Raw genomic sequence first — 19,978 nt, forward strand, 5'->3', positions numbered from 1 at the left:
TGACAATAAATGTGGTGGAAAGAAGCGGTTGTCTATCAAATTTATCCTCGAAGTTTTCAAGATTCAAATGGAGACGGAGTAGGGGATATTCCTGGCATCATTCAACGATTGGACTATCTTGACCAATTGGGAATAGATGCAATTTGGCTCAGTCCGGTCTATAAATCTCCTAATGATGATAATGGGTATGATATTAGTGATTACCAAGCAATAAATCCTGAATACGGGACGATGAGGGATATGGAAATGCTAATTGAACAGGCAAAAAAAAGAAATATAAAGATTGTCATGGATTTGGTTGTCAATCATACGAGTGACGAACATGAGTGGTTTATTGAAGCGAAAAAAGGACAAGGTAACCCGTATCGTGATTATTACATTTGGAGAGATCCAGTCAATGGTGGAGAACCGAATGATCTTGGATCAGCATTTAGTGGTTCTGCATGGGCATATGATGAAACAAGTGACCAATATTATTTGCACCTCTTTAGCCGAAAGCAACCTGATTTGAACTGGGAGAACCCTAAAGTAAGAAGTAACATATATAATATGATGAACTTTTGGTTAGAAAAGGGGATTGGTGGATTAAGAATGGACGTGATTGATCTGATTGGTAAAGAACCAGACAGAGGTATAACGGCTAACGGTCCTAACTTGCACACCTATCTTCAAGAGATGCACAAAGAAAGCTTCGGTAAATATGATGTCATGACTGTAGGTGAAACGTGGAGTGCGACACCTGAGATTGCAAAGTTGTACTCTGGTCAAGATCGTGATGAGCTGTCGATGATCTTTCAGTTTGAACATATGATGCTTGATCAAGAAGAAGGGAACAAGTGGGAGCAAAAGCCTTTAGATTTAGTCAAGTTGAAACGTGTACTTGCTAAATGGCAAGTCGAACTAGGCGATGACGGCTGGAATAGCCTCTTTTGGAATAATCATGATACACCAAGAATAGTTTCACGTTGGGGAAACGACCGAAAATATCGAGAAGAAAGCGCTAAATGTTTTGCGGTACTTTTACACTTGATGAAAGGTACACCATATATTTATCAGGGTGAAGAAATTGGCATGACCAATAATTTGATAAATGAGATCGAAGAAGTGGATGATATAGAAAGTCGAAACATGTATAAAGAGGGGATACAGAAAGGAATAAAATCAGACCATTTAATTTCCAGCATTAACCGAATAGGTAGAGATAATGCAAGAACACCGATGCAATGGAATAGTAAGAAATTTTCTGGATTTACAGAAGGAAAACCATGGTTGAAGCTAAATCCTAATTACGAGGAGATAAATATTGAGTGTGTATTGAATCAGCCTGATTCCATTTTCTATACCTATCAGGAATTAATAGCGTATAGAAAAAGTCATCCAATTGTCGTCCATGGCGATTTTAACTTATTGTTAGAGAACCACCGTACAATCTTTGCCTACCAGAGAACTTATCAAGGCAATAAGTTGATTGTCATCGCAAACTTATCTGAGCACCAATCAGATGACGTGCAACTGTCTGAATCGCTTGGTTTAACCGCTGTTCTTTTTAGCAACTATGCACGTATAAAAGTTGATCTGAAAAAAATTAGTCTTGCACCTTATGAATGTATAGTTGTTGAAGGATAGAGATGAATGCGCCCTTTAAAGGGCGTATTTTTTATATTATGGAATAGGAAAGTATAGAAATTCCGCTGATATTTTTTATCTAGATTGATGTTTATTCGTCAACAAAATGGAGAGAAACTCAGGATTTATTGATGAAAGTATTATTGTTTAAATTCTACATTTGTTCATTAAAACAAACAATTTTAGGTGTGATAGATTTTCAGGTTGTTATTAAATGTTATTTTTCATTTCATAATTTTGGGATAGTTTGCTTGTTCTGCTTTCTGTCAATTTTCAGGAATAATAGCATCCTTTTTACACTTTTTTCGCTGAATATGATAAGCTAGAGCCATTGCAAGCATGTGAAAGGGAGCGTTAATGAATGAGTAAAACAGTTGTACTCGCGGAAAAACCATCTGTTGGACGCGATCTAGCTCGTGTACTTAATTGCACGAAAAAACAAAATGGTTTCTTTGAAGGGAATCAATATATTGTTACATGGGCATTAGGGCATCTTGTGACTCTAGCAGACCCAGAAGTCTATGACAACAAATATAAAACATGGCGAATCGAGGACTTACCGATGTTACCGGATCGGCTTAAGCTTGTCGTCATGCGTCAAACGAATAAACAGTTTCAAACGGTAAAAACACAACTTAACCGTAAAGACGTTAAGGAGATCGTTATTGCTACTGATGCTGGTCGAGAAGGTGAGCTTGTTGCCCGGTGGATTATTGACAAGGTTCGTGTGAATAAACCGATTAAACGGTTATGGATTTCATCTGTTACCGATAAAGCAATCCGAGATGGCTTTAAGGCATTAAAACCAGGCAAAGCCTATGAAAACCTCTTTTACGCAGCAGTAGCTAGGTCAGAGGCGGACTGGTATGTTGGTTTAAACGCAACGCGTGCGTTAACAACAAAGCATAATGCTCAGCTCGCCAGTGGCCGGGTGCAAACACCAACGCTCGCCATGGTTGCAAAGCGAGAAGCGGAAATTAACCAATTTAAGCCAAAGCCCTTTTATACCATTAAAGCTCAGATGGATAATGGTTTAGCACTACAATGGCTCGATCAGAAGCAAAACAACCGTTTATTTGATCAGCAAAAAGCCAATCAGCTTGTTAGTAAGCTAGCAGGGCAGAAGCTAAAGGTAACTGCGGTTAAGCGAACCGAGAAGAAGAGCTATGCTCCACCATTATATGACCTTTCTGCCCTACAGCAGGAGGCTAACAAAGCATTTGGCTTTTCAGGTAAGCAAACCCTATCAATTATGCAGAAGCTCTATGAACAGCACAAAGTGTTAACTTATCCTAGAACAGATTCGCGCTTTCTTTCTGATGACCTTGTTGCAACACTTAAGGATCGTGTTGATGCCTGTGGGGTTGATCAGTATACTAACCCTGCTCGTGCAATTCTCAAGCAAGGAATTAAAGCGAATAAATCATTTGTTGATAATAATAAAGTGTCTGATCACCATGCGATTATTCCAACAGAGGAGCCCGTTAACTTGGCCGATCTGGACGATAAAGAACGCAAAATTTATGATCTTGTGGTTAAACGTTTCTTAGCCGTGCTGTCAAAGCCGTATTTATTTGAACAAACAATGATTGAAGCAGAACTTGCTGGTGAGTCATTTAAAGCAAGTGGCAATCATGTAAAGGAGCTAGGCTGGAAGACGTTATATCAGGACAAAGGTGACCAAGAGTCGTTACCTAACGTCAAAGCAGGTCAAGGCTATCAAGTGAACGTTAAGATTGTCGAAGGGAAAACCACACCACCTGAACGCTTTACAGAGGGTACGTTGTTACAAGCGATGGAGAATCCGGTTAAGTATATCGAATCAGATGATAAGCAATTAGCTAAAACCTTACATCAGACGGGTGGATTAGGGACTGTCGCAACCCGAGCGGATATTATTGATAAGCTCTTTAATACACACTTAATTGAAAGCAGAGGTAAGTATTTGTATACTACCTCAAAGGGACGCCAGCTACTAGAGCTTGTCCCAGCTGATTTACGCTCACCAGTGTTAACGGCGGAGTGGGAACAGAAGTTAACTGCGATTGCCAATGGCAAGTTAACTAAAGCGTCATTCATTAAAGAAATGAAACAGTATGCAACCGATGTTGTTCGTCAGATCAAAAACAGCGAATCCACGTTTAAGCACGATAACGTGACCGGAACGAAATGTCCGAATTGTGGTAAGCTGATGCTCGAAGTTAACGGCAAAAATGGCCGAATGCTTGTCTGTCAGGATCGTGAATGTGGGGAGAAAAAGCATATTGCCAGAAAGACCAATGCACGTTGTCCAAAATGCCATAAAAAAATGGAGATGCGCGGTAAAGGTGAGGCACAAACCTTCTCATGTAAATGTGGCTATCGCGAGAAACTGGCGGCTTTTCAAAAGCGTAAAGAGCAGAACAATACCCAACGTGCCTCAAAGCGTGATGTTAATAAATATTTAAAGAAAAATGATGATGACGGCTTTACTAACTCAGCATTAGCAGATGCGTTAGCGAAACTAAAGAAATAAACGACACCGATCTACGCTTGTATGATGTGGATCGGTTTATTTTTTTACATTAAGCCTACAGACCTAGAAAAAGATAATTCGTGGGTCGGTTCAACCGGAATAACGAATCATTTAAACTAGCTGTATGGCGTAACATATATAGACGAGCTAACTAGGCTAGCTGCAAGCACAAAATTAAAGTTCACATAATATTAAGTTTTTTGCTATAATATGTTTATTTACATGTAACTTTTTAATTGCTTTTTCAGTCTATGTTGGTAAGGGAGGGGAAAAATGAAAAAGAAAACAGTGTATTTATTATTTCTCAGTACGGGTACCATACTTGCGCGTACAATAGATTTTTATACGAAGACATCTTTAAACCATGTTTCTATTGCCCTTGATCAAGAGCTGGATTTTGTTTATAGCTTTGGGAGAAAGCGGCCAAACAACCCGTTTATTGGGGGTTTTATTAAAGAAAATTTAAATTTACCATTTTTTAATCGGTCTTCTTGTGCGGTTTATCAATTAAAGGTAACCGAGGAAGAGTACGATCAATTAGTCGAACAAATTATGATTATGGAAAGCCACAAGCACTTATACCGTTATAATTTTTTAGGATTATTGGGCGTAATGATGAATAAGGAATTGCAAAGAGACAATGCTTATTTTTGCTCACAGTTTGTTGCAACCATGCTGCAGGAGTGTGGCGTCTATGATGGCGATAAACCGCCAGGTTTAATCAGGCCTCAAGATCTACGGGACTGGCGTGAATTAAGGCTCGTTTATCAAGGGCAGCTCAAAAATTATCCGAATTTTATTTATCAACCAGAGCAAGCGGAAGCCAGAAGCTTGCGACGTTCTTTTTTAAGTTTATTTCATTTATAAATTAACCAAAGACTGTGAACAATAACGATAACTTATCGTATTGTCGTAGTCTTTTTTTCTTGTGTTAAGTTGTATCCCTTATTGTGGATGTCTTATTTGAAAGCTAGTTAAAACAGTGATATTGCGCTCGTTAGCTCAGAAATAGCTTGATTTTCTCTGTTTTAATGGAATGCAGTAGTAAAGTAATTTAGTTAAACTAGACGTAGGAAACCCAATGTTTACTTGGTCTCAGGCTCTTGAATCTAATCGGTGTGTCTAGTTGGTCTAGTAAATGATACGCAAAAAGAATTGTCTTTGAAAGCGCATGCATTGATAATGAAAGTAGGTGATCAACATGTTGAAAAAAAACTTAGCTACTTTTCTAGATGTTATTTTACAGTCAAAGGAAACGCAGGTAGAAAAGCTAGTGCTTCTTCTCGAGAAGAGTAGGAAACAGTTCTGGTACGAGTTATCGCTTCTGAATCAAGAATTAGAGGCAAAAGGCTATCGGCCAATAAAAGAAGGCAATGGCAAGCTTATTATTTCACCAGAAGATTTTAAAAACATGGCAGCATTGGTTGAGGTTGATATTATCGATCTTTATCAATTACAGGAGGAGCGAATATATTTCCTTTATCTCTTTATTGCCTGTCAGAAAGACTTTATCGCTAACATTCATCTTCAGCAATTCTTGCAGCTTAGTCGTAATGCAGTCATGCTGGATTTGAAGAAGATGCGCAAGTGGCTGGCTAAATCCGCTGTGACCTTAGAATACGATCGTACCGATGGTTATCTACTGCTAGGTAATGAGCGGAGTGTTCGAGAACTAATGGAGGTGGCGCTTTCAAAGCTTAGAGAGCGTTTACCGCTCGATAAAGTACTTACCGTATTTGAGCAAGAATGGGGTCAGAAACAAGATTTAGATCAAGTAAGTCAGTTGATTACTATGCAAATGAAACAGGCGCAATTATTAGTTGTGCAGGATCGCTTGGAAGCATTTATTTATTTAATTATTTTCATTAAGCAGCGTGCTCATCGTGTCCGACTTCAATTCTCTGATGATGAGTGTGCACTATTAAAAGAGCAACTACTTTTCCCAATCTCACAGAACATTGTCCAAGCTATTTTTCAAACAGACAGTGAAGCAGAAGTTTTTTTCTGGGAGAGCAGACTTTTAGGGATTACGCAAGGTATTGAGCAATCCACTAACCAAGCTTACTTTAATAAGCTGACTGACGTGGTATTAATGAATGTCTCAGTTATGATCGGTGTTAATTATCATCAACTACGGACTTTAAAGCAGACCTTGTATCAGCATATTGTACCAGCATATTTCCGCATTAAATTTAATGTCTATTATGAAAATGCTTTGCTTACGAAGATAAAGAAGGAATACGCTGAGTTATTTCAGATAACGAAGCGAGCGCTGCAGCCGTTGGAAAAAGCAACAGGTCAATCGATCTCAGAAAGTGAAATTGCATATTTTACCATTCATTTCGGTGGATATTTAAGGAACAATAATAAAAGCGAGTCCCTTAAGGCATTAGTAGTTTGTCCCAATGGCATCAGTTCTTCATTAATAATGGTTTCGACAGTTCGTGAAATCTTTCCGGAAATCGATATTGTCCGGACCCACAGCTTAGAAGGTATTGAAGCTGTACAGCAAGAAGAAATTGATCTTATCTTCTCAACAACCTATTTTTGGACAGATAAGAAAATTTACGTGATTAATCCGATTTTAAATCCTGTTGAGCGAGAGGTTTTGCGCGAGCAGGTTGGGCAGGACTTTCCAAGCTTACCTAGACTGCAACCGATTCAGACGCATGAACTTGTTAAGATCATAGAGCGCCATGGACAAATAAGAGATAAGCATAGTTTGATTAATGATCTACAGCAGTATTTGTACAAAAGAAGAGAAGGAACCAAAAGGGGGATGATGAATTTGACTGATATTTTAAACCCTTCTTTAATTAACGTTTTACCAGAAGTAAGTGACTGGAGAGCTGCTATTAAAGAGGCTGCAAGCCCATTACTAGCACAAGCCTATATTAAAGATGAGTATGTAACCGCCATGATTGAGACGGTAGAAAATCTGGGGCCGTACATTGTGCTGGCGCCTAAAGTAGCAGTGGCCCATGCCAGACCAGAACGTGGTGTTAATAAGTTAGGAATTAGTCTATTAAAGCTTAATAATTCGGTTAATTTCAATTTGCCAGATGAAGACGATCCTGAGCGACATGTCCAGCTTGTATTTGTCCTGGCGGCAGTTGATGGAAATGCACATTTGAAAGCATTGATGCAGCTTTCCAAGATCATTGAAGAGGAAGAAAACATTGAAGCGTTAATTACAATGGATAAACCTGAGCAGCTATACAACAGTATGCAGGCATTAATTAGATACGGAGAGGAGCAAGAATAATGATTAAGGTTATTACAGTATGCGGAAATGGGATTGGCAGTAGCTTGTTGCTCAAGCTTAAAATTGAGGAGCTAGCCAGAGAAGAAGGGATTGAGGTTGATGCGGAGTCAATTGATTCAGGTAATGCAGCGGGAAAGTCTGCTGATCTTTTCGTTACTGTTAAAGAGCTAGCTAGTATCTTTCCAAAAGAACAACGTGTTGCGGTCATCACGTCCTATACAAACAAGAAGAAAATAAGAAATGAAGTTTTACCCGTTTTGCAAGAATTGTCGAATAATAAATAGTTTAGGGAGGAAAACCAAATGGCAGTATTACAATTTCTACAGGATATTTTGTCTGAACCAGCATTTCTAATTGGGTTAATTTCTTTTGTCGGCCTTGTTGCATTACGCTCTAAAGGACATAAGGTACTAACCGGAACTCTGGGTCCAATTCTGGGTTACTTGATGCTAGATGCTGGTGCTGGTGTTGTTGTCACTAATTTAACACCATTAGCAGAAATGATTGAAGCAGGCTTCAACATAACTGGTGTTGTACCGAATAATGAAGCCGTCGTATCTGTTGCCCAGGAATTACTGGGTGTTGAAACCATGACCATTTTGTTAGTTGGTATGGTTGCAAACCTTCTTATTGCAAGGTTTACGCATTATAAATATGTCTTCCTAACAGGACATCACAGCTTTTTCATGGCTTGTTTGTTATCTGCAGTATTAGGATCGCTAGGTATGGCTGGCTGGGAGCTCATCTTAATCGGAGGATTTTTCTTAGGTAGCTGGAGTGCAATCTCACCAGCGATTGGTCAGCGCATGACGCTTAAAGTGACTGACGGTGATGATATTGCAATGGGGCATTTTAGTTCAATTGGTTATTATGTATCGGCGCTAATTGGAAAAGTATTTGGTGGTAAGAGTAAATCGACCGAAGATATTCAAGTTCCTGAAAAGTGGTCATTCTTGCGTAATACAACAATATCTACTGCAATTACAATGGTTGTTTTCTATGTTGTAGCAGCCTTTGTAGCAGGTCCAGATTTTGTTGGTCAATTAGCAGGTGATCAAAACTTCCTTGTTTTTGCCATTTTATCTGGTCTTAAATTCGCTGTTGGGGTAGCTATTGTTTATGCAGGGGTACGAATGATTTTAGCTGATTTAATTCCTGCTTTTCAAGGGATTGCAACAAAGGTTATTCCAAATGCAGTACCAGCTGTTGACTGCGCTGTCTTCTTCACCTACGCACCAACTGCTGTAATTATTGGTTTTATTGCTTCATTTATCGGTGGTGTTGTGGGTATGCTAATCCTAGGAGCGGTAGGTGGTGTCTTAATTATTCCGGGTATGGTGCCTCACTTCTTCACTGGAGCAACTGCCGGTATTTACGGTAATGCGACAGGTGGACGAAAAGGTGCCGTGCTGGGGGCATTTGTCAATGGTCTTGCTATTTCATTTATCCCGGCATTATTGTTGCCGGTGTTGGGTGATCTAGGCTTCTCTAATACAACTTTTGGTGATACCGACTTTGGGGTAATTGGAATTGTGCTTGGACAAATTGGCAACTGGTTTAGTGGTATTGGTGTTTACGTTTTAGCAGCAGCCTTACTCGTTATTCTAGTTGTGCCAAGCTTCATTAGAAAGTCAGATCGGGCGATTAATAATCCAGAGTGGGATGAATAAGTAATCAATTTCAAGCGAAGGGAGCAAGGAAAATGACAGAACTAAAAATTGATATTTATGCTGATGGCGCGGATATTGCGGAAATGAAGAAGGCTTATCAGGGTGGCAGATTAGCTGGTTTTACGACAAATCCTTCATTAATGAAAAAAGCTGGTGTAAAGGATTACAAAGCCTTTGCCAAAGAAGTGGTGGCTGAGTTTCCTCACTTGCCAATCTCGTTTGAAGTATTTGGCGATGATTTTGCCACAATGGAGCAAGAAGCTGAGATAATTACGCAGTTTGGTCCAAATGTATTTGTCAAGATCCCAGTAATGAATTCGAAGGGCGAATCAAGTGTGCCACTGATTAAAAAGCTGTCAGAGCAAGATATTAAGCTAAACATCACAGCAATCTTTACCGTAGAACAGGTGAAAGCGGTTGTTAATGCATTAAAGCCTGGCGTGAAAAACGTTGTTTCTGTATTTGCTGGCCGAATTGCAGATACTGGTGTTGATCCGATTGATATTATGCGCCAGTCAGTCGACATTTGCCGCGCTAAGGAAGGTGCGCAGCTTCTATGGGCTAGTCCGCGAGAGGTGTTAAATATTATTCAAGCTGATCAGGTCGGAGCAGATATCATTACCTGTACACCAGATTTAATTGCTAAGCTAGATGGATTAGGTAAGGACTTAACACAATTTTCGCAAGAAACTGTGCAAATGTTCTTGCGGGATAGTACCTCTTTAGGTTTTAGCGTTCTCTAGTATTAGCTTTCCGAGCTAAGCTGGACCATAACTAAATATTAAAACGGGGATCCGAACAGTCTGACTATGCGTAGTGTTTACCGAAACGCTACCTGCTTTCAGACATAATGTTCGGATTTTTTTTGGCTAATTTACGCTGCTAGCCCAGTTTATTGCAATCTTACTAGCTAATTAAGCCTCTAGTCTTAGCTAAAGATATAGCTAGAGCCAGTTAATTAAATTAGTAATAACGACTATACTTGTGCTACAGGAAGGGGTTTAATGATGTAAATGGTATAGTTATAACGTATTTGAGAATTATCCAATAAAACAGAGCGGTAATTAGCATACTAAATAACTAAACAAGCAACACAGCTGATGGAACGGGCTACCATTTGCGGCCGAACTAATCTTCTAGTTGTCTAAAGCATTGGAACAGTTGCATACAATGGTGGTCATACAAATGCCTTTTATGAAGCTTAGGCGTCATTAATTAATTGTATAGTTTGCTGCACATGTACAGAAAAGGAAAAAAAGATTCTCTTTCCTAATAAGTTCGTGTACGCTATAGATAGGTAAGTTTTTTTAGCTTATCTTCCTATTTTCACCAAATAAAGGGGTACGCCTATGTTTAATGAAGAGAGTAAAAAGTGGATTCAATATAGTTTATTAGCTATTGTCGCCTTGTTTATTATAGAGTTTGTCTTTTTGGGAAGAAGTTTTATCTGGCTTCTTATCTGGGGTGTACTTGTCTATCTTTCCTGGCAATATTACTACCGTCCTGAAGGAAGAGTTATGTTCTGGATTAGTGTTGTGGCACTGTGTATAACCTTAATGGATACCATCTTCTTTCGTCTAGCTGTTGCTGCAGTATTTATTGGTGCAATTCTTTACGTTTATCAGCATCGGCGAACACAGCTAGCACATTCACGCTCACTACAATTTGGCGAAGAACCAATTGAACAAGAAGAGTTGTTGTTTTCAAATCAATGGTTTGGGCGTCGTACGACAGGAAAGCGACCCTATCAATGGCAAGACATTAATAGCCAGGTTCTAGTCGGCGAGACGGTAATTGATTTGAATCAAACTGTCCTACCAAAGGGTGAGCCAATAATTGTGGTTCACCATGCAGCTGGAACAATTAGAATTGTTGTTCCTTATGATGTTGAAGTGAGTATCCATCATTCGGTCTTTGCGGGGTCTGTCGATATTTTTGGTTATGGTGACGATCGTCTAACAAATCGCACTGTGCATTATCAAACAAAAAATTATCGTGAAGCAAAACAGCGCGTTAAGATTTATACCTCAATGCTTATTGGAAAGATTGAGGTGAGACGGGGATGAAGAAGCTACTAACGCCAATTCTGATTCAATCGCTTTTTCTTGTTATCATGCTCGTAAGTATCCTGTTGCTGTTAATTATTCTACAGGTTGATTATTTAAGCTGGACGCTGTTAATCGCGCCTAGCTTTGGACGGCTACCTTTAATTATCATTGTGTTTCTTATTACAATTCTGTTTGGCCTTACTCTTGCATTAATTCATTATTTTCAAGTAAAGAAAGAATTCAATATTGTAAGTGACGCACTTGATCAGGTTAGGGCAGGTCAAGTAGAGGAGAAGCTTCATTACTACGGTGAAATTATCGAAACAAACCAGCTTATTCAACTTATCAATGGTTTGCAGGGTCAGCTTATCAATGTGAAAAAAAGGATGCAAAAGGTAATGAGTGAGCGGATAGAGGATCAGGAGGAAAAGATTGAGGCTCGTTTAACGGAAGAGCGTAATCGGTTAGCAAGAGAATTACATGATTCGGTTAGCCAAGAGCTCTTTGCAGCTTCCATGCTTGTTTCAGCGATTAACGAGATGCCTGAAAAGAATGAAGCGCTATTAAGGCGTCCATTGGAACAAATTGAGCGGATGATTCAGCAAGCACAACTTGAGATGCGTGCCTTATTACTACATTTACGTCCAATTGCTTTAAAGAATCACTCGATTCAACAAGGGATCGAGCAACTCTTACAGGAGCTGGTTAACAAGGTACCCATCTCCATTGATTGGAGCACTGAGGATATCAAGCTTAACCGGGCTGTTGAGGATCATCTTTTCCGGATTTTACAGGAATGCTTATCTAATGCCTTAAGACATGCGAAAGCTAATCAAATTGATGTACTTTTTATTGAAAGAGATGGGGTTGCGGTTCTATCTGTAGTCGATGATGGGATTGGCTTCGACAGCGAGGCGGAGCAATCAGGCTCATATGGCTTAGCGAACATGCGAGAGCGAGCAGAAGAAATCGATGCCCAGTACCAATTAGTAAGTGTACTTAATCAAGGGACAAAGCTAGATGTACGTGTCCCCATTAAAAGTAGCAAAGGGTGAAGAAAATGATACGTGTGTTATTTGTCGACGATCATGAAATGGTTCGAATTGGGGTAACAACATATTTGGCTACTCAACCTGACATTGATGTGGTAGCGGAAGCTGGGGACGGTGAAGAAGGTATTAGACTTGCGTTAGAATTGAAGCCTGATATTATTTTAATGGATATTGTCATGGATAACATGGATGGAATTGAAGCAACCAGGCGTATTATTGCCGACTGGCCAGAGGCGAAAATCCTAATGGTAACAAGCTTCGTCGATGATGATAAGGTTTACCCAGCACTTGAAGCAGGGGCAACAAGCTATTTATTGAAAACGTCGAAAGCAAGTGAAATTGCTAATGCCATCCGTAAGACAGCGCAAGGAGAATCCGTTTTTGAATCTGAGGTTACCAATAAGTTAATGGCTAGAATGCGTGCACCTCAGCAACGCGTCTTACATGACGAGTTAACGACGCGCGAAAAAGAAATATTATTATTAATTGCTAAAGGCATGACTAATCAAGAAATTAGTGATCAATTGTTTATTGCTTTAAAAACAACAAAGGTCCATGTGAGTAATATCCTAAGTAAGTTGGAAGTGAAAGATCGCACCCAAGCAGCGATTTACGCACATGAACATCAGTTGATCGTGTAAAGGAGTGAAGAACTGTGAATCAGAAAAGATTCTTACAAGAACTAGCTTATTACTTACGCCAGCTTCCCAAGCCAGTAAGAGAAGATATTATGGAGACTTACCGTGATCAGTTTAAAATTGGTGAAATTGAAGGGCGAAGCGAAGAAGATATCTGCTTACTGCTTGGTCGACCTCAGGCAGTTGCCGAAAAAGAATTAGCCATCCATGCTGATCAACTTAACTATCGTCAGGAAGAGCCAGATGCTGATGATTTTTCAATGGGAGCAGAACACCCCCGACAGAAACAGACAAATGTGGGACTGCTAATTGGCGTTATTATCTTTAACCTCATCTTTGTAGTGGGGCCAGCAGTAGGGATTGGGTTTACTATTATCGGGTTCTGGATTGCCTCAATTGTTCTGATGGCGACCCCATTATTTGGCATTTGGCAAACTTACTTATACACCTTCCCACATATCTTTATCCTGATTGCAACCTTTGGTCTTGGTTTACTATGGTCGGTAGGAAATTACTATTTAACAAAACTGTCAGTCTGGTTAACAGGTAGATATATAAACTTAATGGGTCGGATTGTAAAGGGGTGAAATGATGAAGAAATTAGCACTGTTTGGCTTGGTACTTTTTATAACTGGAAGTATCGGCGTCCTTGTTTTTCGCAATGAAATTTATCAAATTGGTGTGGGTACTGAAATCGATGAGCGCATAGCATTTACTGATGCTGAGTTTGAAATGGTTATTGTCGAAGCAGATGTTGCTGATGTTCGCTTTACACCGACTGATCGTGACCATATTGAAGTTAGCTTGACGGGCAGTGTAGATGATTCAAGTGAGAATGTGTTAACGGTCGATGAGGATAGTCAAGTCCTCACAGTTAACATTAAGCAAGATCAAATGTTCTTCTTTAACTTCTTTCCCAAATCAAACAATTTAACTTTAGAGGTGAAATTACCTGAATCGTTTACAGGACAGCTTGAGGCAAATATTGGCGTTGGCGAGCTAGAGCTTGAAAATCTTATGCTAACCCAATTGTTAACTAAAGTAAATGTAGGTTCAGTAATCATTAATCAAGTAGAATTAGATTCTGCTAACGTGATAGCGAATGTTGGCGATATTGACATTGCCAATGTAACTGGAGACTGGTCAGTTGAGGCTGATGTGGGTGATGTTAATATTGATTTGCTAGCCCCAATTGACCAACTAGATGTTGAGACTAATATTGGCAATGTTAAGATCCATCTCCCGGAAACGGGTATAGAAGATTATCAGCTACAGTTACAGGCAGATCTTGGTGATATTTCCTTAAATGGTGATAAAGTAGGGACTGGTGATGTAGGTAGTTCTTATATCCAACAAAGTACTTCAGGTCAAAGATTATCAGTATATAGTGATATTGGTGATATTAAAATAGACTGGAAGCAGTAAAGTTGGCATTGTCTCAGCATTGCTGGTGTAAGCATATTTAATACGCATTCTACTAAAAGTACCCGTTCATTATAAGTAAAATGAACGGGTACTTTCATATTGGTTAGCAAATCTTAAAAAAACCTTGGCTAGCCAAACGACATGATTGCTATGTCCGGCCCAACCGCTTCTCATGCCGTCTGTAGCCTTTGGAAGTGAACGACAATTTGAGTCAGAATATTATTCAGCTGAGACGGCTCCTGCTCTGGGAATCTTGATTAGAAACGCAATGCGGTCATCAGTTAAATCTAGTTCTTGTAAACTAAAGCGGAAGTTGCTTTGAATATCTATTTGGGTAATCGCGACATATAGCTGCTCATTCTCAGAATCAAAATAAAGCCATTCGGGTGTTTCTACCTGCTGATTAATGTAGTGTAGAATACGATTGCTCGGTAAATCTAGTAAGCCAAGTGACATTTCAGTCATGGTTAACACAAGGTCTCCATTAGCCTGTACAACGGGCTCCATTCTTACATTCAATGGAATAGGTACGCCAAAGGCTCGAAATGCACCGGTCAAATGGACATCCTCATCAATCCAGATTGAAAAGTCGGCATTGTCTGCAAGTAGAACTTGATCTAAGTAATCATTAATTAACTCATTCAAATCTGCTTTAGTAGATTCGACTCTAAACTGAGCGCCTGGTTCATCAATTGATTGTGGGAACGGTAAAGTATCGGATCTTGGTGGTGTGGCCATAAGGAAAACAATTAAGGTAGTAAAGACCAATAGATTTAATCCGAAAAGGCCAAGAAAATATTGCTTCCAGTTTCGTTTTGTTTCAGTCTTCTCATTAGCCATTTCGATCGCACCTTCTTCTCTGGATAATCTTTTATTCTAATGAAGCATTATTACCTTCCACATTCTCCTCTTGCTCCATGGAAAGCTGCTCTAGCGTTGGAATAATTTCATTTAAAACACGCGCGCCCATCAGCGAGTAACCTGTTGCATTTGGATGAAAGTTGTCATCTGCAAGTAGGTTGATCTGTTCCAACTGAAAGAGGTCTCGAATACTAATATAATGCCCGTTCAGATAGCTTTCTGCAACAGCTTCACTTGTTTGATTCCAAGAAATTAGAATATCTTCAAGTGCAGCGACCTCATTGAAATAGCCTTCAAAAGGGTTGAAAAATCCAATTAGGAATATCTCTGCATCAGGATTAAATTCATTAAGCTTTTCAAAAATATCGGTCAGACGTTCTTCATAACTCGTGCGTTCAAGATCAAAAGCATCCTCATTTAAATCAAGGAAATTCTCACGAACAATTCGCATAATATCATTTGCACCGATTGTAATTAGCACAATATCTGCCCGTTCTACAGAGCGTTTTATACTATTTTCCTCGTCTAAACGAGTAAGTAATTGGTCAGTCCGATTACCACGCCTCCCAAAATTATCAAATCTCACACGATAATCGTGGTCACTGAGTCGGCGCTCAAGAACACCAATATAACCATTACCGTTACTCTCATCACCGACACCTTGTGTTAATGAATCCCCTAACGCAGTAATACGATAGTCAGTTCGAGTAAAAATGGTCAGCGTTTGTTCAACAGCATCTTTAAGATTTTGTGATAAATCATTTGTTGCTGTTTGTACTTCTTCATCCATGTTTTCAACCTGCTCAATTAAGTCATCAATTCTGTCGCCATCAGGTTCAATCGTGGTTGTCTGATGAAGTGGATTTGGTCTGAAAATGAAAATAACTAGCCCAATTAATCCGGCTATGATGAGAATTATCGTAATAAACAGCTTGCGCTTCTGTCGAGTCATTGTAAACACCCATTCAAAATTAGTTTGTGTGCTCATATATATTCCCTAAACACGAAAAATAAAACAAGGTTGTGCTCCTCATTATAAGATATTTAAAAGAAGATTGCCAATAGTATAGGTATTAGAAAGAAGCAAATTATTTTGATGTCAGTGTGATTAATTGTGAGCGTTAATTGAAGTGAATTATTCATAATAATCATGATAATCGAAAAAAAATAAAACGCAGAAGTTTGGCTAGGTAAATGAACATTTTCACTTGGGAATGCATAAATTAAGTTAGAATGGGAGGGATGAGCAATGTCAGAACAGGATCGTGATCTATTAGCGATGGCTCGTCAATGGGTGAAGAAGATGGATGAAATGTTTCAGGGCTATCCCGAAGATAGCATACTCGCTTCAATTGATCAATTTTTTCAAAACAACCATATTCCAACTTATGTAAACCAAAATGAGCAAGATTGGGAAGTAACATTTCAACTTCCAGGGGTGGGGAAGGACCGCGTTAAATTAATGATAGAGCAGGATCGCATTATGATTAAAGTAAAGGAAGAAGAAATAGCAGAACGAAAAGATGATCAGACGCAATCCTATCATTACCAGCAATATCAACGTGAGCTAGAGCGGGTAGTAGCTTTGCCAACAACGGTAAATCCAGCAACGCTAACAGCATCATTCCAAAACGGTTTGTTAAGAATAAAAGGGGAGAAGCGGGCAGCTAAAAGACGTGATTTATTAATAGATTAATAAATCACGTCATCATCATAATTACTTTCACCCTTAATTTCAATAATTAACCGGTGAGGTAGGCAAATACTTGTTTGTCCAGGCCGTTCAATCCAACTTGTTTGGACAGCTATTTGGTCTGGACTATTGTCCTCTTTTACGCGGATACGCGTACCATCTATTTCAATAATATTATATTGTCCTTCATTAGGGTAGTATGTAATTTCTTGATGTGGTGTATCCTCAGCTAGTATGAATTCATCAACAACTTGACCATTTATCGACAAAACGGCGATTGTGTTGGCATCTGAATTAAAGGCACTAGCATGAAAAACGGTAAACCACAAAACTGGGATAAAAGACAGGACAACCAAAAAAATGATAAGAACAAAATCCATTGGATGCATTTGTTTTTTTAAAAGCGACCACATGAAAAGAGTTTCCTTTCTGACCTTTATGGGAAAGCTATGCTTATAGCGTAAAAGACTTTCACGTCGCTGTCAATGAAATGATCAGTAGTTTGAAAATTATGAGAGTGAAGGTAGCTATTAGGTGCTTTTTATAGGGGAATTATGCTATATTGAGGATAAGGTGGACAAGGAGGAGAACGACTTGGATTTAGTTACAATTATTCTTGGACTATTTGTATTTATGCATATAGCATTAGCTTTTACAATTGTTTTTTTAGAAAGAAAAAACCCAATGTCGACATGGGCTTGGCTTCTTGTGTTTACATTTGTACCGGTCGGCGGGATCTTTCTCTATTTTATTTTCGGTCGCAAGTTAACTGGAAAAAAGCTATTCATTTGGGATAATAAGAGTAAACTTGGCGTAAGAAAGGCGGTTGAGAATCAGTTACAGTTATTAGATGAAGATAGTTTCCCAATCCCAGACCATTATCAGCAACATAAGGATTTATTCTACTTACATCTACGTAATAATGATGCTATTCTAACTCAAGAAAATGAGGTTGAGATATTTAATGATGGTGAAGCTAAATTTGATGCATTAATAGCAGATATTGAGCGAGCGCAACATCATATCCATATTATCTATTACATTGTTCGTAGTGATAATTTAGGCTGGCGAATTGGACGGGCCTTAATGAAAAAAGCACAAGAAGGTGTTACCGTTCGCTTTTTGTATGATGATATGGGCTCAAGGCGATTAAGTCGTAAATTTATTAGTGCGTTAAAACAATCCGGTGTTTTGGTTGAATCATTCTTCCCGTCATTAATTCCGAAGATTAACTTTAAAATAAACTATCGTAATCACCGTAAATTAGCAATTATTGACGGACAAATTGGTTACATAGGTGGTTTTAATATCGGCGATGAGTATTTGGGTGAGAATCGTAAATTTGGTTATTGGCGTGACACACATCTTCGGATTGTAGGTGAATCAGTAACGAACATGCAAACGCGCTTTATTCTTGATTGGAACCAAGCCTCAAAGAACCAAATTCTTCAATATGAACCTTCCTACTATGAAGCAATTCCACGTGGGGATGTCGGTGTGCAGATCGTTTCAAGTGGTCCTGATTCTGAATGGGAGCAAGTTAAATATGGTTACATAAAAATGATTATGGAGGCAGAGGAATATGTCTATATTCAAACGCCTTACTTTATTCCTGATGAAAGCTTAGCTGATGTTGTTAAAATCGCAGCCTTGTCAGGTATTGATGTCCGAATTATGATTCCTAATAAACCAGACCACCCATTTGTTTATTGGGCAACATACTCCTATATTGGCAATATGCTTGAAGCAGGAGCAAAGGTCTATATTTATCAGAATGGCTTTCTTCACGCCAAAACAATTGTCGTTGATGGTAAGCTTGCTTCAGTTGGAACGGCTAACATTGATGTCAGAAGCTTTCAGCTCAATTTTGAGGTAAATGCATTCTTGTATAGTGAAAAGGTAGCTGCCGAGTTAATTGAGCATTTCCAAAAAGACATGGATAACTCATATTTACTCACATTCGAAGCCTATCAACAACGGTCACTACGCATTCGTTTTAAAGAATCGGTTGCCCGGTTAATCTCACCAATTCTATAGCATTATACGGGTTCTTCATCAAATAGTATTGGGTAAGCAAATGTTTGTATTTATTATTCCTAATTTTAGGTAATTATCTTGCCAACACTGTTTGAAATAAAAGCTTTATACGCAAAAGCGCCTTGTGCTCTTAAAGTGAGCAAAGACGCTTTTTTGTATCGCTACCCGATAGTTGTTAGTTTCTTGGTCAATTAATCGATTTCAACATTGTGATAAACCTGTTGAACATCATCTAGATCTTCCAAAGCATCAATCATTTTTTCGAATTGGACCAAATCATCGCCTGCTAGTGATAGCTCATTTTGTGGTAGCATGGTTAATTCTGCCACAGTAAACTCTTCAATTCCTTGTTCTTTTAAGGTAGATTGAACAACATGGAATTGGTCGGGCTCCGCATAAATAATAACAGCATCGTCTTCCTCAATTAAATCACGGACATCAACATCGGCTTCCATTAATAGCTCTAAAACCTGATCCACTGACTGACCCTCAATACCGAGGACAGCTGTTGCATCAAACATATAGGCAGCGGAGCCACTGGTACCCATATTGCCACCATTTTTATTAAAAGCTGTTCGCACTTCGGCCGCAGTCCGATTGACATTATTAGTTAACGTATCGACAATTACCATTGATCCGCTTGGTCCAAAGCCTTCATAGCGTAATTCGTCATAACTTTCATCGCCGCCGCCACTCGCTTTTTCAATAGCTCGATCAATTATATGCTTAGGAACACTGTATGTTTTAGCACGTTCTAATACAAATTTTAATGCTTGATTTGAATCAGGGTTAGGTTCTCCTTGTTTAGCGGCTACGTATATCTCTCGACCAAACTTTGCATAAATACGACTAGTGTTTTTGTCCTTATTGGCTTTCTTTTCTTTAATGTTATTCCATTTTCGTCCCATGCTTCAAGCTCACTTTCCATTAATTATTTGCTAGCTGAAACTGCTCTTCTATTATACATCATATTAACTAAGCTGACAGGAAAATAGATCAAACTTTAATGATAAGAGTAGGCGTTTGTTCACAAAATAATCGAAACCGATCATTTAATTTATGAGAAATTAACAGTCAGTAAACTACGCATCTAATTGAAGATTTTCATTATATTTGTTAGAAAGGTTTTTGTATACTATACTCAACTA

The 19,978-nt window shown here is 38.9% G+C and carries 18 protein-coding genes; 14 read left to right on the forward strand and 4 right to left on the reverse strand.

The genetic code is table 11. From position 1 onward, the window contains the following. Nucleotides 1-9 precede the first annotated feature (9 nt). From BM000_RS08255 to BM000_RS08310, 12 genes are all read left to right on the forward strand, one after another. Entirely contained in the window at nucleotides 10-1,626 is a 1,617-nt protein-coding gene (locus BM000_RS08255; RefSeq protein ID WP_091496786.1) for a glycoside hydrolase family 13 protein, read from the forward strand. 361 nt (nucleotides 1,627-1,987) lie between these two features. Further along, nucleotides 1,988-4,141: a DNA topoisomerase III gene (locus tag BM000_RS08260; RefSeq protein ID WP_091496788.1), complete on the forward strand. Its 2,154-nt coding sequence runs from the start codon at nucleotides 1,988-1,990 to the stop codon at nucleotides 4,139-4,141. 273 nt (nucleotides 4,142-4,414) lie between these two features. Further along, nucleotides 4,415-5,008, forward strand: coding sequence for a hypothetical protein (locus BM000_RS08265; protein ID WP_091496790.1), 594 nt, complete (start codon nucleotides 4,415-4,417; stop codon nucleotides 5,006-5,008). Nucleotides 5,009-5,342: 334 nt separating this feature from the next. Beyond that, nucleotides 5,343-7,406 carry a BglG family transcription antiterminator gene (locus BM000_RS08270; protein ID WP_091496792.1) on the forward strand — a complete coding sequence of 688 codons (2,064 nt, stop codon included), beginning with the start codon at nucleotides 5,343-5,345 and terminating at the stop codon, nucleotides 7,404-7,406. Next, a complete protein-coding gene (locus BM000_RS08275) occupies nucleotides 7,406-7,690 on the forward strand; it encodes a PTS sugar transporter subunit IIB (protein WP_091496793.1) in 285 nt (94 codons plus the stop codon). Before BM000_RS08270 ends, BM000_RS08275 begins: the two co-directional genes overlap by 1 nt. Nucleotides 7,691-7,708: 18 nt before the next feature. After that, nucleotides 7,709-9,076 carry a PTS ascorbate transporter subunit IIC gene (locus BM000_RS08280; RefSeq protein WP_091496794.1) on the forward strand — a complete coding sequence of 456 codons (1,368 nt, stop codon included), beginning with the start codon at nucleotides 7,709-7,711 and terminating at the stop codon, nucleotides 9,074-9,076. Nucleotides 9,077-9,108: 32 nt separating this feature from the next. Next, the gene (locus BM000_RS08285) at nucleotides 9,109-9,819 is read left to right on the forward strand and encodes a transaldolase (RefSeq protein ID WP_091496796.1); all 711 of its coding nucleotides are present in this window, start codon (nucleotides 9,109-9,111) and stop codon (nucleotides 9,817-9,819) included. 606 nt (nucleotides 9,820-10,425) lie between these two features. Beyond that, nucleotides 10,426-11,142 carry a cell wall-active antibiotics response protein LiaF gene (liaF, locus tag BM000_RS08290; protein WP_091496798.1) on the forward strand — a complete coding sequence of 239 codons (717 nt, stop codon included), beginning with the start codon at nucleotides 10,426-10,428 and terminating at the stop codon, nucleotides 11,140-11,142. Next, entirely contained in the window at nucleotides 11,139-12,179 is a 1,041-nt protein-coding gene (locus BM000_RS08295) for a sensor histidine kinase (RefSeq protein WP_091496800.1), read from the forward strand. The genes liaF and BM000_RS08295 overlap by 4 nt, the downstream gene beginning before the upstream one ends. Before the next feature lie 5 nt (nucleotides 12,180-12,184). Then, nucleotides 12,185-12,817: a response regulator gene (locus BM000_RS08300; protein WP_091496802.1), complete on the forward strand. Its 633-nt coding sequence runs from the start codon at nucleotides 12,185-12,187 to the stop codon at nucleotides 12,815-12,817. A gap of 14 nt (nucleotides 12,818-12,831) precedes the next feature. After that, entirely contained in the window at nucleotides 12,832-13,401 is a 570-nt protein-coding gene (locus BM000_RS08305; protein ID WP_091496804.1) for a DUF1700 domain-containing protein, read from the forward strand. A 4-nt stretch (nucleotides 13,402-13,405) separates the two neighbouring features. Next, the gene (locus BM000_RS08310; protein ID WP_177178256.1) at nucleotides 13,406-14,239 is read left to right on the forward strand and encodes a DUF4097 family beta strand repeat-containing protein; all 834 of its coding nucleotides are present in this window, start codon (nucleotides 13,406-13,408) and stop codon (nucleotides 14,237-14,239) included. A gap of 219 nt (nucleotides 14,240-14,458) precedes the next feature. Here BM000_RS08310 and BM000_RS08315 read toward each other — a convergent pair whose 3' ends face one another. Then, on the reverse strand, nucleotides 14,459-15,079 hold the full coding sequence (locus tag BM000_RS08315) for a YpmS family protein (protein ID WP_091496808.1): 621 nt from the start codon (nucleotides 15,077-15,079) through the stop codon (nucleotides 14,459-14,461). A 31-nt stretch (nucleotides 15,080-15,110) separates the two neighbouring features. Then, nucleotides 15,111-16,052 (reverse strand): SGNH/GDSL hydrolase family protein, encoded by a 942-nt coding sequence (locus BM000_RS08320; protein WP_091497146.1) that lies wholly within the window; start codon nucleotides 16,050-16,052, stop codon nucleotides 15,111-15,113. 297 nt (nucleotides 16,053-16,349) lie between these two features. On the opposite strand from BM000_RS08320, the gene BM000_RS08325 reads away from it, so the two are divergent. Continuing rightward, nucleotides 16,350-16,796, forward strand: coding sequence for an Hsp20/alpha crystallin family protein (locus BM000_RS08325; protein ID WP_091496810.1), 447 nt, complete (start codon nucleotides 16,350-16,352; stop codon nucleotides 16,794-16,796). Here BM000_RS08325 and BM000_RS08330 read toward each other — a convergent pair. Continuing rightward, a complete protein-coding gene (locus tag BM000_RS08330) occupies nucleotides 16,793-17,206 on the reverse strand; it encodes a NusG domain II-containing protein (protein ID WP_091496812.1) in 414 nt (137 codons plus the stop codon). The genes BM000_RS08325 and BM000_RS08330 overlap by 4 nt on opposite strands. Before the next feature lie 181 nt (nucleotides 17,207-17,387). On the opposite strand from BM000_RS08330, the gene cls reads away from it, so the two are divergent. Then, entirely contained in the window at nucleotides 17,388-18,830 is a 1,443-nt protein-coding gene (gene cls, locus BM000_RS08335) for a cardiolipin synthase (RefSeq protein WP_091496814.1), read from the forward strand. Nucleotides 18,831-19,021: 191 nt separating this feature from the next. On the opposite strand, the gene BM000_RS08340 is transcribed toward cls, so the two are convergent. Further along, nucleotides 19,022-19,738, reverse strand: a complete 717-nt coding sequence (locus tag BM000_RS08340; RefSeq protein WP_091496816.1) for a YebC/PmpR family DNA-binding transcriptional regulator — start codon at nucleotides 19,736-19,738, stop codon at nucleotides 19,022-19,024. Nucleotides 19,739-19,978 lie beyond the last annotated feature (240 nt).

Source organism: Amphibacillus marinus (assembly GCF_900110345.1).
In the GTDB taxonomy this organism is placed as follows: Bacteria; Bacillota; Bacilli; order Bacillales; family Amphibacillaceae; genus Amphibacillus_D; species Amphibacillus_D marinus.